The 16,215-nt window shown below is 66.4% G+C and carries 15 protein-coding genes; 12 read left to right on the forward strand and 3 right to left on the reverse strand.

Translation table 11 applies throughout. The features are described from left to right. Positions 1 to 64 precede the first annotated feature (64 nt). From D4Q52_RS22100 to D4Q52_RS22125, 6 genes are all read left to right on the forward strand, one after another. Positions 65 to 1,111 (forward strand): ligase-associated DNA damage response exonuclease, encoded by a 1,047-nt coding sequence (locus D4Q52_RS22100; protein ID WP_119858733.1) that lies wholly within the window; start codon positions 65 to 67, stop codon positions 1,109 to 1,111. Beyond that, positions 1,108 to 2,943: an ATP-dependent DNA ligase gene (locus tag D4Q52_RS22105; protein ID WP_119858734.1), complete on the forward strand. Its 1,836-nt coding sequence runs from the start codon at positions 1,108 to 1,110 to the stop codon at positions 2,941 to 2,943. Before D4Q52_RS22100 ends, D4Q52_RS22105 begins: the two co-directional genes overlap by 4 nt. Before the next feature lie 70 nt (positions 2,944 to 3,013). Further along, entirely contained in the window at positions 3,014 to 3,316 is a 303-nt protein-coding gene (locus tag D4Q52_RS22110; protein WP_119858735.1) for a DUF6460 domain-containing protein, read from the forward strand. A gap of 73 nt (positions 3,317 to 3,389) precedes the next feature. Next, entirely contained in the window at positions 3,390 to 4,664 is a 1,275-nt protein-coding gene (locus D4Q52_RS22115; RefSeq protein WP_119858736.1) for an MATE family efflux transporter, read from the forward strand. A gap of 132 nt (positions 4,665 to 4,796) precedes the next feature. Continuing rightward, entirely contained in the window at positions 4,797 to 5,504 is a 708-nt protein-coding gene (locus tag D4Q52_RS22120) for a carbonic anhydrase (protein WP_119858737.1), read from the forward strand. 91 nt (positions 5,505 to 5,595) lie between these two features. After that, entirely contained in the window at positions 5,596 to 6,330 is a 735-nt protein-coding gene (locus tag D4Q52_RS22125) for an MBL fold metallo-hydrolase (RefSeq protein WP_119858738.1), read from the forward strand. Between the two features lie 216 nt (positions 6,331 to 6,546). Here D4Q52_RS22125 and D4Q52_RS22130 read toward each other — a convergent pair whose 3' ends face one another. Then, positions 6,547 to 7,641 (reverse strand): quinone-dependent dihydroorotate dehydrogenase, encoded by a 1,095-nt coding sequence (locus D4Q52_RS22130; RefSeq protein WP_119858739.1) that lies wholly within the window; start codon positions 7,639 to 7,641, stop codon positions 6,547 to 6,549. Further along, positions 7,638 to 7,982, reverse strand: coding sequence for a DUF952 domain-containing protein (locus tag D4Q52_RS22135; RefSeq protein ID WP_119858740.1), 345 nt, complete (start codon positions 7,980 to 7,982; stop codon positions 7,638 to 7,640). Before D4Q52_RS22135 ends, D4Q52_RS22130 begins: the two co-directional genes overlap by 4 nt. 337 nt (positions 7,983 to 8,319) lie before the next feature. On the opposite strand from D4Q52_RS22135, the gene D4Q52_RS22140 reads away from it, so the two are divergent. Further along, entirely contained in the window at positions 8,320 to 8,946 is a 627-nt protein-coding gene (locus D4Q52_RS22140) for a S24 family peptidase (RefSeq protein ID WP_119858749.1), read from the forward strand. 86 nt (positions 8,947 to 9,032) lie between these two features. Further along, positions 9,033 to 9,791 (forward strand): carbonic anhydrase, encoded by a 759-nt coding sequence (locus D4Q52_RS22145; protein ID WP_119858741.1) that lies wholly within the window; start codon positions 9,033 to 9,035, stop codon positions 9,789 to 9,791. A gap of 74 nt (positions 9,792 to 9,865) precedes the next feature. Here D4Q52_RS22145 and D4Q52_RS22150 read toward each other — a convergent pair whose 3' ends face one another. Next, a complete protein-coding gene (locus D4Q52_RS22150) occupies positions 9,866 to 10,750 on the reverse strand; it encodes a caspase family protein (protein WP_119858750.1) in 885 nt (294 codons plus the stop codon). Positions 10,751 to 11,179: 429 nt separating this feature from the next. Here D4Q52_RS22150 and D4Q52_RS22155 point away from each other — a divergent pair, with 429 nt between their 5' ends. The 4 genes from D4Q52_RS22155 to D4Q52_RS22170 all read left to right on the forward strand — a co-directional run bounded on the left by D4Q52_RS22155 (position 11,180) and on the right by D4Q52_RS22170 (position 15,938). Further along, positions 11,180 to 12,916 carry a hypothetical protein gene (locus tag D4Q52_RS22155; protein ID WP_119858742.1) on the forward strand — a complete coding sequence of 579 codons (1,737 nt, stop codon included), beginning with the start codon at positions 11,180 to 11,182 and terminating at the stop codon, positions 12,914 to 12,916. Positions 12,917 to 13,098: 182 nt separating this feature from the next. After that, on the forward strand, positions 13,099 to 13,824 hold the full coding sequence (locus D4Q52_RS22160) for a thermonuclease family protein (protein ID WP_119858751.1): 726 nt from the start codon (positions 13,099 to 13,101) through the stop codon (positions 13,822 to 13,824). A 29-nt stretch (positions 13,825 to 13,853) separates the two neighbouring features. After that, positions 13,854 to 14,690 (forward strand): LssY C-terminal domain-containing protein, encoded by an 837-nt coding sequence (locus tag D4Q52_RS22165; protein ID WP_119858743.1) that lies wholly within the window; start codon positions 13,854 to 13,856, stop codon positions 14,688 to 14,690. 60 nt (positions 14,691 to 14,750) lie between these two features. Next, positions 14,751 to 15,938: a pyridoxal-phosphate-dependent aminotransferase family protein gene (locus D4Q52_RS22170; protein WP_119858744.1), complete on the forward strand. Its 1,188-nt coding sequence runs from the start codon at positions 14,751 to 14,753 to the stop codon at positions 15,936 to 15,938. Positions 15,939 to 16,215 lie beyond the last annotated feature (277 nt).

Here is a 16,215-nt window from a genome sequence, read left to right on the forward strand (position 1 = left end):
GGGCGCGGCGGAACCAGTGCGGGTGCGGCTCGTTTGTCGCTCAGGCCCGCCTATATAGTGAAGCATGCGTCCCCACGACATTCTGATGCCGATCGCCTCTGGTCTGTGCTGCAAGCCGGGGGGCTTCCATATCGATCCGGTGCGCCCGGTGGAGCGCGCCGTGATTACTCATGGCCATTCCGACCACGCCCGACCCGGCCATGGCGCCGTGCTCGCCACGCAGCAAACCCTCGACATGATGCGGCTGCGCTACGGCGAGAATTTCGCCGGCAATACGCAGGCGATCCGTTATGGCGAGACTCTCCGGCTCGGCGACACCACCATCACGTTCCACCCCGCCGGCCACGTACTCGGCTCCGCCCAGGTCGCGGTCGAATGCGGCGGCATCCGCATCGTCGCCTCCGGCGACTACAAGGACGCGCCCGACCCGACCTGTACGCCGTTCGAGATCGTGCCGTGTGACGTGTTCATCACTGAGGCGACCTTCGGCATTCCGGTGTTTCGCCATCCCGACGCCGCGGGCGAAGTGCGAAAGCTGCTCGACTCCGTCGCGCTGTTTCCGGAGCGGGCGCATCTGGTCGGCGCCTACTCGCTCGGCAAGGCGCAGCGGGTGATGGCACTGATCCGCGAGGCCGGCTACGACGCGCCGATCTATCTGCACGGCGCGATGGAGAAGATCACGCATTACTATGCGGAGAACGGCGTGCCGCTCGGCGAGCTGCGCCCGGTGAAGGGCGTCAAGAAAGCGGAGCTCGCCGGCACCATCACGCTGGCGCCGCCGTCGGCGACCTCCGATCTGTGGACGCGGCGCTTCCCCGATCCGCTCACCGCGTTCGCGTCGGGCTGGATGCGGGTGCGCGCCCGCGCCCGGCAGCGCGGCGTCGAGCTGCCGCTGGTGATCTCCGACCATGCCGACTGGGACGGCCTCACCGCGACGATCGCGGCGACCGGCGCCGGCGAAGTCTGGGTGACGCACGGCCAGGAGGACGCGCTGGTGCATTGGTGCCAGAGCAAGGGCTTGGCGGCGCGGCCGCTCGACCTGGTCGGCTATGGCGACGAGGACGAAGACGTCGGCATGCCGGCGGCCGAGAGCGAGGCCACGGAGGCATGAACCGCTTCGCCGCGCTGCTCGACCGCCTCGCCTACGAACCCGGCCGCAACGCCAAGCTGCGGCTGCTGGTCGCTTACTTCCGCGAGGTCGAAGACCCCGATCGCGGCTACGCGCTCGCCGCGCTGACCGGCGCATTGTCGTTCCGCCATGCCAAGCCGGCCCTGATCCGCGCTTTGATCGCCGAGCGCACCGACCCGGTGCTGTTCGAGATGTCGTACGACTATGTCGGCGATTTGTCGGAGACGGTGGCGCTGATGTGGCCGTCGCCAACGCGGACTGATACGAGATCCCCTCCACGCGACGCGGCCTCCTCCCCTCCCCCTTGCGGGGAGGGGTCGGAGGTGGGGGTCCACAGCGGGAGCCCATCCTTGGGGCGCCCTCACCCCAGCCCTCTCCCGCAAGCGGGAGAGGGAGCGCGCAGTGCAGCGGGAAAGGGCCACAACAACCCGCCTCCGCCAACCCTCACCGAGATCGTCACCACACTGCACAGTCTCGGCAAGGCCGAGATGCCGGCGCAGCTGACGCGGTGGCTGGATGAGCTCGACGAGACCGGGCGTTGGGCGCTGCTCAAGCTGGTCACCGGCTCCTTGCGTATCGGCGTCTCCGCGCGGCTGGCCAAGACGGCCGCGGCGGCGTTCGGCGGCAAGGATGCGCACGATGTAGAGTTGATCTGGCCCGGTCTCGAGCCGCCGTATCTCGAGCTGTTCGCCTGGCTCGAAGACCGCGGGCCGCAGCCGGTCAATCGAGATCCGGCGCCATTCCGCCCCGTGATGCTGGCGCATGCGGTCGAGGACGGCGACTTCGCCGCGATGAACCCGGCCGATTACATCGCCGAATGGAAATGGGACGGCATCCGCGTCCAGGCCGTCAGCGGCCGCGGCGAGGACGGCGACATCGTCGTGCGCCTCTATTCGCGCAGCGGCGAAGATATCACCATGAGCTTTCCGGACCTGCTGCCGTCGCTTCGCCTGCCCGGCGCACTCGACGGCGAGCTTCTGGTGCTACGCGAAGGCCGGGTGCAGACCTTCAACGTGTTGCAGCAGCGGCTCAACCGTAAATCGGTGACTCCAAAGCTCACCAAGGAATATCCGATCCATCTGCGCGCCTATGATTTGCTCGGCGACGGCGACGAGGATCTGCGCACGCTGCCGTTCGCCGAGCGCCGCGCCCGGCTCGAAACCTTCATCGCCCGGCTGGACGATCCGCGGATCGACCTGTCGCCGACCGTCGCGTTCGACGATTGGGAGGGACTGGCCGCCGCGCGGCGCGATCCGGCCTCCGCCGGCGCCGGGCTCGATGCCGACGCGGTCGAGGGCGTGATGCTGAAGCGGCGCGACGCGCTGTATCTGCCGGGCCGGCCGAAAGGCCAGTGGTGGAAGTGGAAACACGACCCGCACATCATCGACGCCGTGCTGATGTATGCGCAGCGCGGCCACGGCAAGCGCTCGTCCTATTACTCCGACTACACGTTTGGAGTGTGGACCGATGGCGATAACGGCGATCAGCTGGTGCCGGTCGGCAAGGCGTATTTCGGCTTTACCGACGAAGAGCTGCTGCAGATCGACCGCTTCGTCCGCCGCAACACCGCCGAGAAGTTCGGCCCGGTCCGCCATGTCGTGCACCAGCCCGACCAGGGCCTGGTGCTGGAAGTCGCGTTCGAAGGCCTGCAGCGCTCGCCGCGGCACAAATCGGGCGTCGCGATGCGCTTTCCGCGAATCAACCGGCTGCGCTGGGACAAGCCGCCGCGCGACGCCGACCGGCTGGAAACCTTGGAGCGGATGCTCAAGGCCGAAACGCCGCGCCGTGAAAAAGCCGAAGCGGGCGGGCATTGACGCCAAGGTGCCGGTTTCCCATTTCCGGAGCAGCGGTTATCATCCGGCCGCACCGCGAAGGACTGACTCGATGCGCGACGACACCCGAAATCTGCCGGCCAGTGGCGACGGCCTGACCCGCTTCCTCGGCGGCTCACCGCTCGCGGTGCTGTTTCGCCTGGTGCTGATGTCGGTGCTAGTCGGCGTCGTGCTGGCCGCGGTCGGCCTCGACCCGTGGAATATCCTCGTCAGTATCCGAATACTGTTCGAGCGACTGTGGGATCTCGGCTTCGACACCATCGCCGGACTGTGGCGCTACTTCCTGCTCGGCGCCGTGATCGTGATCCCGATCTGGCTGCTGTCACGCGTCTTCAGCAGCCCGCGCGGACGCTGATCCAGGCGCCTGAAGCTTGCCACAAGCCGCCAGCGTCAGTTCCCGGCAGGTGTTTGCCATCGCCGGACCGGCGATGGTGGCCAATCTGACAACGCCGCTGCTCGGCGTCGTCGCCACCGCGGCGATCGGCCGGCTTGGCGATGCCACGCTGCTCGGCGGCGTGGCGATGACCTCGGTGATCTTCGACTGCCTGTTCTGGCTGTTCGGCTTCCTGCGGATGAGCACGCTGGCGTTCACCGCGCAATCGCTCGGCGCAGGCCATAGCCGCGAAGTCCCAGCGCATCTGCTGCGCGGACTGATCGTCGCCGGCGCGGTCGGCCTGCTGTTGGTCGCGCTCCAGGCGCCACTTGCGAGCGCCGTGATCGGCGCAATGGGTGGCAGCGACGCCGTCAGCGCGGCGGCGCGAAGTTACTTCATCATCCGGATCTGGTCGGCGCCGCTGGTGCTGGCGAATTTCGCCGTGCTCGGCTGGCTGGTCGGGCAGGCCCGCGCCACGCTGGCGCTCGGCGTGCAGGTCGCCATCAACCTCGTCAACATCGTCGCGACCGTGACGCTGGTGCTGTGGTTCGACTTCGGTATCACCGGCGCCGCGATCGCGGCTATTATCGCCGAAGGCTCCGGACTGATCATTGGGCTCGTGATCGCCGTCTGGCTATTCCGCGGCGTGCCGCGGTTGCCACGTGCGGCGTTGTTCGATCGCGACAAACTCAAACGGATGTTCGCGGTCAATCGCGACATCATGATCCGCACCGCGGCGCTGATCACCGTATTCCTGTTCTTCACCGCACAGGGCGCCCGCTCCGGCGACGTCATTCTGGCGACCAATTCGGTGCTCAACAACTTCCTCATGGTCAGCGCGTTCTTTCTTGACGGCCTCGCCAACGCCGCCGAGCAGCTGTGCGGCCGCACGCTCGGCGCACGCGACCGCGCCGGCTTCGTGGCGGCAACGCGACTGGTCATTCTGTGGGGGTTCGCATTCGCGATCGTCGTCAGCGCGACCTACGCGCTCGCCGGACCGCTATTGATCGACGCGATCACCTCGAGCCCCCAACTGCGCAGCGCCGCGCGCGACTATTTGTGGCTGGTGACGCTGGCCCCATTGCTCGGCGTGTTTGCCTTCGCGTTCGACGGCATCTTCATCGGCGCCACCTGGGCGCGCGAGATGCGCAACCTGATGCTGCTGTCGCTGGTGCTGTTCTTCGCCGGCTGGCTGGCGCTGCGTCCGTTCGGTAACACCGGACTATGGCTGGCGCTGCTGCTGCACTACGTCTGGCGCGGCGGCCTACAGGCGCTGCGCTATCCGGCGATGCTGCGATTATCATTTCCAACCCGCGCGGCAACGCGCTGAATTTTTCTAAAGCTTGTTGCGGCGGCTTAAGCCGGTCTTCACAACGGATTAGTCGCGTCCAAAACAGCTCTTCGCGGAAGCCGCGGGCTGGAACTACCATCTCGGCGGGAACGCCCCGTGGAGGAGAGATGGATGTGCAATGCCTGCGTTGATAACGGACTATCCCGACGCAAACTGTTTCAAGGCGGACTGGGACTACTCGCCGCCGCGGCGCTCCCAACGGCCGCCTCCGCGCAGGCCGCGCCCAACCCGACCGACACGCCGGACGCCGCCCTCGACAAGCTGATGCAAGGCAATGCCCGCTACATCCGCAACGAACTTCGCGAACGCGACTTCTCGGCCGGCCGGGTCGCCCGCTCGCAGGGGCAGTCGCCGTTCGCCGCGATCCTCGGCTGCGCCGACTCGCGGATCGCGCCGGAGCTGGCGTTCGATCAAGGCCCGGGCAATCTGTTCGTCGTCCGCGTCGCCGGAAATTTCGTCACGCCCGACGGCCTCGCCAGCCTTGAGTACGGCGCCGCCGTGCTCGGCACAAAGGTGATCCTGGTGCTGGGTCACAGCAATTGCGGCGCCGTCAACGCCACGATCGGCGCGCTGCAGAAGGGTAATGACCTGCCCGGCCACATCGGCGATCTGGTGCGCGCCATGAAGCCCGGCGTCGAACCTGCGCTGAAAGAGACCGGCGACGACCTGCCGCAGCGGGCGGTGATCGCCAATGTACGCCACAACGTCCAGGCGCTGCAGGAGTCGCAGCCGATCCTCGCCAGCATGGTGGCAGGTGGGAAGCTCAAGGTGGTCGGCGGCGTTTACGATCTCGCCACTGGCAAGGTTGAGCTGATCTGAGACGCAATCCGGCGATGGTGGGGCTTTCGCTTCCGTTTCCCCGAGCGTAGAGGTGCCCCGGCACGGCAACCCGCCGGCCGGGGGATCAGCAATGCAACTGCGATTTGTCGGCTGCGGCGACGCGTTCGGCTCCGGCGGCCGGCTCAACACCTGCTTCCACATCTCCGGCGAAAGCGCCAATTTCCTGGTCGACTGCGGCGCCACGTCGCTGCCGGCGCTGAAGCGCTATGGAATCTCGCGGGACGCGCTCGACCTGGTGCTGATCACTCACTTCCACGGCGATCACTTCGGCGGCCTGCCGTTCCTGCTGCTGGAGGCGCAGTTCGCCAAGCGCAAGCGGCCGCTGGTGATCGCCGGTCCGGCCGGCATCGACATCCGGCTGACGCGGGTGATGGAAGCGTTGTTCGAGCATGCGTCGGCGACCAAGCCGAGCTTCGATCTGCAGGTGATCGCTCTGGAGCCGGCCATCGCGCGCAGCTTCGGGCCAGTGACGGTGACGCCGTTTCCGGTGGTTCATGGCGATTCCGGCGGCCCGTTTTACGCCTACCGGATCGAGGCCGAGGGCCGGACGCTTGCTTACAGCGGCGACACGCAGTGGACGCCGACGCTGGTCGATGCCGCGCACGACGCCGATCTGTTCGTCTGCGAGGCCTATACTTACGATCGCGCGGTGAAGAACCACATCAGTCTGAAGCTGCTCGAGAGCCACCTGCCGCAGATCAACCCGAAGCGGCTGATCCTGACCCATATGGGCGACGAGGTGCTGCACAGGCTCGACAGCATCACGCATCTGGCGGCGAGTGACGGGATGATCGTGGAGTTGTAGTCCGCATGTCCCTGTAAGCTGCGGCGCTTGATTGACTGATAGTTCTCGCCCTGCGCGGCCTAAAGCCCCAAGCACGTCGTTCCGGGGCACGAGCGCAAGCTCGTGAACCCGGAACCTCGATGTTGGCGTGTTCTTTTCCAGCCTGTCGGGATTCCGGGTTCGCGCGCTGAAGCGCGCGCCCCGGAATGACGTGCTTGGGGCAAGGACAAAGCGAAATTACACCGGCCACTCTTCCGCAGTGATCGTCGGGGCATCGGCGCCGACGATTTCGGACAGCGAGTCGCGGCCGGTGCGGAGCAGGGTCGAGGCGAGGTCGGACTTGATACTCTCGACCAGGCCGAGGCCCTTGTAGATCAGCGAAGAATACAGCTGCACCAGGCTGGCACCGGCGCGGATCTTGGTTAGCGCGGCGCCGCCGGAATCGATGCCGCCGACGCCGATCAGCGGAAACGCGCCCTCGGCCCGCACATAGGTCTCCGCCACCATCCGGGTCGACAGCCGGAACAGCGGCCGGCCGCTGAGGCCGCCCTGCTCGTTCAGCTTGCTGCGCTCGCGCAGCAGCGGCGAGCGCAAGAGTGTGGTGTTGGCGACGATCATGCCGTCGACGCGGCGCGAACGGGCGATGTGCACGACATCGTCAAGCTCGCCGAGCGTCAGATCTGGCGATATCTTAAGGAGCACCGGCGTGTCGCCGGCGCTGGCCCGCACCCGCTCGCGCGCCTCGATCACCCGCGCCAGCAGATCGTCGAGCGCCGCGGCCTGCTGCAGATTGCGCAGGCCTGGTGTGTTCGGTGACGACACGTTGACGGTGAAATAGCTGGCGACCGGGGCGAACGTCTCGATCAGTGTCACGTAGTCTGCGACACGATTGGCGCTGTCCCTGTTGGCTCCGACATTGACGCCGAGGATGCCGCCCTGCTGAGCCCGCGCCGCGAGACGCCGCAGCACCACCTCGGCGCCGTCGTTGTTGAAGCCCATGCGGTTGATCACCGCCTCGTCGCGCTCCAGCCGGAACAGCCGCGGCCGCGGATTGCCGGCCTGCGGCTTCGGCGTCACGGAGCCGATTTCGACGAAGCCGAAGCCGAGCCGCATCAGCGCGTCGGGCGCCTCGGCATTCTTGTCGAAGCCGGCCGCGATGCCGACCGGATTGGGAAAGTTGAGGCCGAAGGCCCGGACGGCCAGCTTGGGATCATCCGGCCGTGTTTTGATCTGCGGCAGCAGTTTCAACCCCTGGATCGCCAGCCGGTGCGCATCTTCGGCGTCGATCAGACGCAGCAGCGGCAGTGAAAGGGCGTCGAAGGCGCGGATCAAGGCACAAGCTCCGGAACGTCGTGGCCGCCGTCAGGTCGACTGGCGATGTCTTGCACCAATGTGACCGCGCCCAACGGCATCTCGCCATACAGGTGCGGAAACAGCGCGCCGCCACGCGATGGCTCCCAGCGCAGCGCTGGCCCGAGCGCCTCGGCATCGACGGCGATCAACTTGAGTCCGGTCTTGCCCGCATAATGCTTGGCGAGCGTGCCCGCCAGTTGCTCCGCGGTCGAGAAATGGATGAAGCCATCGCGGTTGTCGTCGGCACTGCCGCGATAGACCCCGGCCTGTTCGGCCATACGCCATGCGGGAGCATCACAAATCTTGTAAATCTTGCGCAAAGGCGCGGATTCCCTCGTGCGGAAGGTCGGGCGGATCGGTCATGCAACCCGCAACAATGCCGGGCAACCGAAATAACATCCGCGGAACCAAGACTTTGCGCACGTCCTGACAGCGCGGCCGGCCTCCCGAGGGTGACCCGGCGCGCATTCGGTTGCCTGGAAATCATCCGGGCCTGGGCTCGACCGTATCGGTGGCCTCGGTGCACTGCAAGGGCCGCGTTTTTGTCCCGCGAGGGGATTGCGGAACGCCGCGCGTTGAGGCAATAATTCCTACCTGTCAAGTCTTATTTCGTCGCCCCGGCCCAGCCGGGCTCGCATGGGGATGTCCGCGATGCAGATGCTGACGCACGACCAGATCTGGACAGCGCTGGACCGCTTGGCCGAGCGCTCCGGACTTTCGCCCTCCGGCCTCGCCAAAAAATCGGGGCTTGATCCCACCACCTTCAACAAGTCCAAGCGGATCACCAATGACGGCCGCGAGCGCTGGCCCTCGACCGAATCGGTGGCGAAGGCGCTGGCGGCGACCAACACCGCAATCGACAGTTTTGTGCAACTGATCACTGACCGGCCGCGCGTGGTGCAGTCGGTGCCGCTGCTCGGCCTCGCCCAAGCCGGCGCAGGGGGCTTCTTCGACGACGGCGGCTTTCCGGCCGGCAAGGGCTGGGACGAGATCGGCCTGCCCTCGATCAACGACGAGCATGCCTATGCGCTGCAAATCTCCGGCGAATCGATGAAGCCGGCCTATCGCGACGGAGACATCATCGTGGTATCGCCCGGCACCGCGATCCGGCGCGGCGACCGCGTCGTGGTGAAGACGACCAGCGGCGAAGTGATGGTCAAAGAACTGAGGCGGCGGACCACGAAAATAGTCGAACTGTCCTCGCTCAACCCCAGCCACCCCGATCGAACTCTGGCGCCGGCGGAGGTTGAATGGATCGCCCGCATCGTCTGGGCCAGCCAGTAATCACGACCGCTATAGCAATTCTCCTGACTTCACAAAACACGGACGGCCGCGATAGTTGAGTTCCCGATTGCTGGGAGCATCACATCATGAATCGTCGCGCTATTCTGAAGGCCTTCGCCGGTCTCGCAATCTGTCCGCTCTGTGCCTCGGCGGGCGTCGCCGCCGAAGCCAGCCATCATTGGGGATACGAAGGAGATGTCGGGCCGACCAAATGGGGCGAGCTCGATTCCGCCAATCAGATCTGCAGCATCGGCGTGCAGCAGTCGCCGATCGACATCGGCACCACGGTCGGCGCGAACCTGTATCCGATCGAGATCGAGTGGACCGGCAAGGTTGATACCATCATCAACAACGGCCACACGATCCAGCTCAACGTCGCCGACGACAGCCGGCTGAAGCTCGGCAGTGTCAACTTCAAGCTGGTGCAATTCCACTTCCATCATCCGAGCGAGCATCTCGTCGACGGCAAGAACTTCCCGATGGAAATCCACTTCGTTCATCGCACCGATTCGGGGACGCTCGGCGTGCTGGGCGTCTTGATCCAGGCCGGCAAGCCCAACCCGACCTTTGCCAGGATCGTCGCGACCATGCCGCAGAGCGAAGGACCCGCCATCAAGGCGGACGCTGCGATCGACCCGACCACGCTGCTGCCCGAGAACCGCGCCTACTATCGCTACGAAGGTTCGCTGACCACGCCGCCCTGTTCGGAGGTGGTCGACTGGATGGTACTGGCCCATCCGATCACGGTTGCAGAGCAGGACATCGCAGCCTTCGCCAAGCTGTATCCGATGAATGCGCGACCGTCCCAGAAGGAAAACCGCCGCTTCGTGCTGCAATCGAACTGAGCCGTACTTTCAAAGCAAGGGGCCCGGGGCGACACCGCCCCGGGCCCTTATCGTTGGTTCGGACGGTTGCTCTACTAACCGCCGGTCGCTGCTGAAGCGTCGGCTGTGACCGGCGCCAGCTTGACGTCATCGACCAGCGACGACGACACCGACGGGACCTGCGCGCCATTGGTCGCGCGGGTCACCGCGAGACGCGCCTTGGCAAACGCAGCGTCGGCGCTGACCACGCGCGACGAGATTGAGCCGAGCAGCGCGCCGACCAGCACACTGTTGTCGCCGTCGCCGTCTTCGGCGACCTTGCCGGGCGTCGCCGACGACAGCACCAGTGCATTGGCGGGGGCATTGATCGGGGCAAGGCCGTGCGAATAGGCGCGGAAGCGGCGCTCATAGGGATTGCGCCGCGACGCATCGATGATCGCCAGCTTGGCGTGAACACCGCGGTCCTTGATCTCCTCCAGCACCTGCTCGATGCTGACACCGGCACGGCGAACGTCGGCCTCATCCCAGATCTGGGCATCGACCGGTATCATGTAGCTCTCGCGGCCGGACTGAATGCCATAGCCGCCGAAGAACAGCATCACGGTGGAGTCCTTGGTGACCCGGCCCTTCAGACGCTCGACCGCCTGCACGATGTCGTTGCGGCGGGCATCTTCGATCATGTCGACGTCGAAGCCCTCGCGGCGCAGTGCGGCGCTGAGCGCGCGCGCGTCATTGACCGGCTGCAGCATGGGGCGCGACGCATCAGGATACCGTCCGTTGCCGATCACCAACGCGAACCGCGAGGTGGACGGCGCCGCAACGCTGACCTGAGACGTATCCTTACCGCGCGGAGCGTCGATGTCGCGCTTGTTCAGCGCCGCGTTTGCGCCGATCGCCACCGAAACAGCGCCGACCATGGCGGCCAGAGCGGCCATCGCCGTCATCGAGCGGCGCGACAAGCGGGGTACGCGAAACATCATCAGCAATCGGTCCTTGTCCGCGCGACCGGACAGGCGCGGTGACATTCGTCGGTGAAGGATGAGCCAATCTCGTGCGGTCGAATTGCGCTCTATTTGCGGCGCTGCAGCATAAGAAAGGATTACTGTTCGGGCCTCTCCGGGCCAACCAGCAATTTTCGGCACCGTATAGCCTGGGTTCCGGCTGCTGCCTAGACTGGGCTTCTACTTAGGCCGGAACACTGTTGTTCCTTCAGTATTAGGCCGCGTGACTTGGCGGGCTGGAACACATCTTCGAACCACCTGGTGGCAGCGGCCGACTGAAGGGCCGGGCGGTTCGATAGCACGTCTGCACGCCACGAACTGCGACCCCGCGGGGATTTGTCAATTCGTCTGGAGCATGCGACGTATCAATGACTTGATGCCTTTCTGGAACTGCCGCGGGAAGAATTCATGGACAGGTTGACGATGGCCGGCGCGGCGTTTCGCGCGCTGACCGCCCGCAAGCAGGCCCCTTCGCTTTACGACCTCTGCGACCCGGTATTCCTTGGCCGCAAGCGCGGCGACCCGCACATCTCCAAATTCTACAAGACCGCTCTGGGAAATCCGGCCCTGCGGCCGCTGCTCCGCTGCGCCGGCCTGCCCGAGTTGCAGGACCCGGTCCGGTTCCGCGCCGTCCGCGACGCGCTCGTCTCCGCCCGCGATGCCTCGGAGCCGGACTGGGCCGCAATCGGCCGGCCCATCGCCGAATTGCTGACCAGCGTGCAACTGCGCCACCCGCAACCGCGGCTGGTCGCGCCCCCTCGTCAGATGCCGCGGCTGGCGGATATCGACAGCGCGATCCGCGCCGCCGGCGATCACCTGCTGCGCTCCTGGCAACGAAACGGCTTCATTCCGGCCTATGCGGCCTTCAACCTGATCGGCGATCCGGATTTCGACAGCCGCGCGTTTCTGGCGGCACTGACCGGACTGAACGCCCGCAGCTACAAGAATTCAACGCTGCTGTTCAATCTGGCCCGCGTCTTCATCGCCCGCTCGCCGGCCGCCGCACTGATTAATCCGGCGTGGCGCGGCGTCGCCGAGCCGATGTGGTCGCCGGTGCAGATCCGGCATCGCTCGGCTTACTACGACGCGTTCTACATCGAGGCGCTGCTCGGCTTCATCGACAGCGGCCTCGGTACGCCCGAAGATGTGCGAACCGCGCGGCGCATCATCGCCGAGATGGCTGAGTTCTGCATCAAGACCAGCCGCGAGCGCGTGCGCGCCGATGGCGAGACGTTCGACGTGATCACCGCGCTGGCGCCGCCGCCGCATCCGCGCTTCAGCCGGTTCTTCACCCATATCAAGCAGAACCTCGGCTTCGGCGTCTACGTACCCGATTGCGACACCACCGCCTGCTCGATCTCGGCGGCGACGCAGGCCAACTCGACCGATCCGATCCTCGATCAGCCGCTGATCGATTTTTACGCGTACTATCAGGTCCGCGCCGGCGCCAACGCCCCGCTGGTGACCGTGCCGCTCAATGACAACATCGACTATGAGGGCGGCATCGTCACCTGGATCGACGGCCCTGCCGGCGAGCAGCCGTTCGGCAACGATCTCGATCCGACGCTGAATCTCGACGTCCTCGAAGTCAGCTTCCGCAATTGCGCGCGCTGGAGCATCGTCGAAACGCCGTCGCGGCTCGAGACCGTCCGACGCATCGTCGACTTCCACCACCGGCTGGTCGCGAGCGGCGCCTTTGCCGATCCGAAGTCGCACGTCTACTATCTGCCGGAGCTGTATTGCGCGTATTTCGGCCGCTGCTACGCGGCGTTTCGGGCGCTGGACGAGGCCGCGCGCCGCGCCATCGACCCTGACGGCGCGTTCGAGTTCATGCGCGCGCACGTGCTGACCTATGTGCAGGACACGTTGATCGCCCGGGAAATGAACGTGTTCGACGCCGCGTTGGCGCTGATTGCGCTCGGCCATCTCGGCGGTGAGCTCGAATATTTGTCGCCACCGCTGCATTGCATCTTGAATCATCTCGGCGAAGGCAGCGGCGGCGCGCCGTTTCGGGCCTATGAGTGGAACAAGATGAAGACGCCGACGCGCATTCTGGTCGGCGGGCCGGAGGTTACGTCCGCTTTCGTATTGATGGGCCTGACGCTGGCGCGTCACGCCATCCTTCGGGGCGAACGGCGGGGATGAACAGGATGAACAAGATGAACAAGATGAACAGGCGCAGGTGGGCGAGACTCTCACGAAGTTGAAGCGATCATCACCGCGTCCTGCTGGCCCGCCCGTCAAATAATCATCACAATCCCGCACCTTGGTGCTGCGGCATGAAGCAAGACCGCGATAAGCACGGCTTCGATCGGGATGGCGAACGCATGGTGAAGAAATTCGTACTGCTGATGGCCAGCGTGCTGCTGCTCCCCGGCGCAGCACAGGCCGCCGATATCACCGGCGTTCCGAAGCTGCGCAATGGCGACCAGATCACCATCGGCGCCAATCGCATCCGACTCGCCGGCATCGATGCCCCGTCGCTCGATCAGCTCTGCCTCGGCCCGAAGGGCGATCGCTGGACCTGCGGCGTCGCCGCGCGCGACGCGCTCGCCGGTCATGTTGGCACCAAGAACTGGACCTGCAGCGTGGTCCGCGTCGAGAAGAAACCGTCCATCGCCAAATGTACGGTCGACGGCGAGGACATCCAGCAATGGATGGTCAAGAACGGTTGGGCGCTGTCGTACCCGCGCAACGCCCACACCTATGATGCCGACGAGAAGACCGCCCGCACTGCGCGGGTCGGCCTGTGGCAGGGCGCCTTCATCGCGCCGTGGGACTGGCGCGTACGTAACGGCAAGACGGTGATCCTCGGCGCCACCCGGCCGCCGAAGAATGCCCGCCGCATTCTGCTCGCTTCCGCCTCCGGCCCGGTCGCGCCATCGCCGGACTGTACCATCAAGGGCAACGTCAACACTGCGGGCGAATGCATCTATCACAAGCCGACAAGCCGCTGGTATGCGAAGATCCGGATGGGGATCAGCAAGGGCACGCGCTGGTTCTGCTCGGTCGAAGACGCCGAAGCCGCCGGCTGCCGGGAGACCCGGCGCTAGCGCGAGCTGCGAGAAACGGGGCGCGAGAGGTGAGCGGGACAGCCGAGGCACGCAAACCACGACGGCATCCACGGCTGCGCCGCGCCGGCCTGGTCACCGCGCTGTTCGTTACCGTCTATGCGCTCGCCGCCTACTTGGCCTTGCCGCTGTTCTGGACGCATTACGATCATCAGCGCGGCCTCGCCGAACTGCCGATGGCGACCAGCACGGCGCAGGGCATTCCCGGCGACCCGATCAATGTCGGACTGATCGGCAACCAGACCGACGTGCTGCGAGCGATGCTGGCGGCGGGTTGGGCGCCAGCCGATCCGATCACGTTGCGCTCCTCGATCGAGATCGCCGGCAGCGTGCTGCTCGACCGGCCGTATCGCAATGCGCCGGTGTCGAACCTGTACTATCTCGGCCGTCGGGAAGACCTTGCCTTCGAGAAGCCAGACGGCCGCAGCGCCGACCGGCGCCATCACGTCCGGCTGTGGAAAGTACTGGATTCAGGCGATGAAGGCCGCCCGGTCTGGCTCGGCGACGCCACCTTCGATCGCGGCGTCGGCCTCAGCCATTACACCGGCGCGGTGACCCATCACATCGATCCGGACATCGACGCCGAGCGCGAGCGCTTCGCCGCCGATCTCGAAGCCGCCGGCATGGTCGAGGCGCGCTATCAGGTCACCGGCGTCGGTCCGACCATCGCCGGTCGTAACGGCGAGGGCGACCGCTACTACACCGACGGCGAAGTCTGGCTTCTGCGGCTGGTCGAGAATGGCCAGAAGCGCGAGACGCCGGCCGCGATGCTGCCGAGCCCGCTCGCCACCACCATCAAGGACCAGCTTTTCCGCACTATCGCCCAGGCGATCGCGCCGACGCCTTGAATTCAACCGGGCGCGGCGGCATGGTCGCGGCGCTCATCACCTCATAGGAACGACTGCATCATGGCCGTCAGATCCGGACGGGAATTCCTCGCGATCCCCGGCCCCACCACCATGCCGGATGAAGTGCTGCAGGCGATGCACCGCCCGGCGCTCGACATCTACTCGAACGAAATGATCGAGCTGAGCGACGGGCTGATGCGCGACCTCAGCCGGCTGTTCGCCACCAAGGGCAAATCCTACATCTACATCGCCAACGGTCACGGCGCCTGGGAAGCGGTGATCAGCAACGTGCTGTCGCGCGGCGACAAGGTGCTGGTGCTCGAAAGCGGACGCTTCGCGCTGGGTTGGGGCAACGCCGCACAGGCCATGGGCTGCGACGTCGAGGTGCTGCCGGGCGACTGGCGCCGCGCGGTGAACCCGGCCGAGGTCGAGGAGCGGCTGCGCCGCGACAACGACCACAGCATCAAGGCGATCGTGGTGGTGCAGGTCGACACCGCGTCGAGCGCTGTCAACGACCTCGAAGCCATCGGGAGGTCCATCAAGGCGGCCGGGCATCCGGCGCTGTTCATGGTCGACACGGTCGCGTCGCTCGGCTGCATGCCGTTCGAGATGGATGCCTGGGGCATCGACGTGGCTATGGCCGGCTCGCAAAAGGGCCTGATGGCGCCGCCCGGCCTCGGCTTCGTCGCGGTCGGCGATCGCGCCCGGGCCGCACATCAGCATGCCGATCTGCGCACGCCGTACTGGGACTGGACCAACCGCGACGGGCCGGAGCACTACCAGAAATATGCCGGCACCGCGCCGGTGCACCTGCTGTTCGCGCTGCGCAAGGCACTCGACATCCTGTTCGCCGAGGGCCTCGAGGCGACCTTCATGCGTCACCGGCTGCTCGCCGAAGCGGTGCGCCGCGCGGTGACGACGTGGAGCGAGGGCGAGGTGTTCAGCTTCAACATCGAAAAGCCGGGCGAGCGTGCCGACACGGTCACCACCGTCCGCGCCGCGGACGGCCACGACCTCGTGGCGCTGCACCGCTACTGCAAGGAAAAATGCGGCGTGGTGCTCGGCGTCGGCATCGGCGAACTGCAGAACCGCGCCTTCCGTATCGCCCACATGGGCCACATCAACGCCCCGATGGTGCTGGGCACCCTCGGCGTGATCGAAATGGCCCTGACCGCACTGAGCATCCCTCACGGCAAAGGCGGCGTGGATGCGGCTATTGCGCATCTGGCGGAGAACGTGCCGGCGTAGCGGGCTGGCTTCGCATCTTACAAGGTGAGTCGCTTGCGGCGTGTAGGCCGAGGCGCTTGAGGTCCCCCTCCCCCTTGCGGGGAGGGTGGCCGAGCGAAGCGGAGGCCGGGGTGGGGGTGCCGCGGGCACTGCGCCTGGGGGGGGGGGGGGGCCCCCCCCCCCCCCCCCGCCGCGGGGGGGGGGGGGGGGGGGGGGGGGGGGGGGGCGGGGGGGGGGGGGGGCGGCGCGGGGGGGGGGGGCGCGCGGGGGGGGGGGCGGGGCGCCGGCCCGGAGGGCG

The organism is Rhodopseudomonas palustris, from assembly GCF_003591005.1.
GTDB lineage: Bacteria > Pseudomonadota > Alphaproteobacteria > Rhizobiales > Xanthobacteraceae > Rhodopseudomonas > Rhodopseudomonas palustris_K.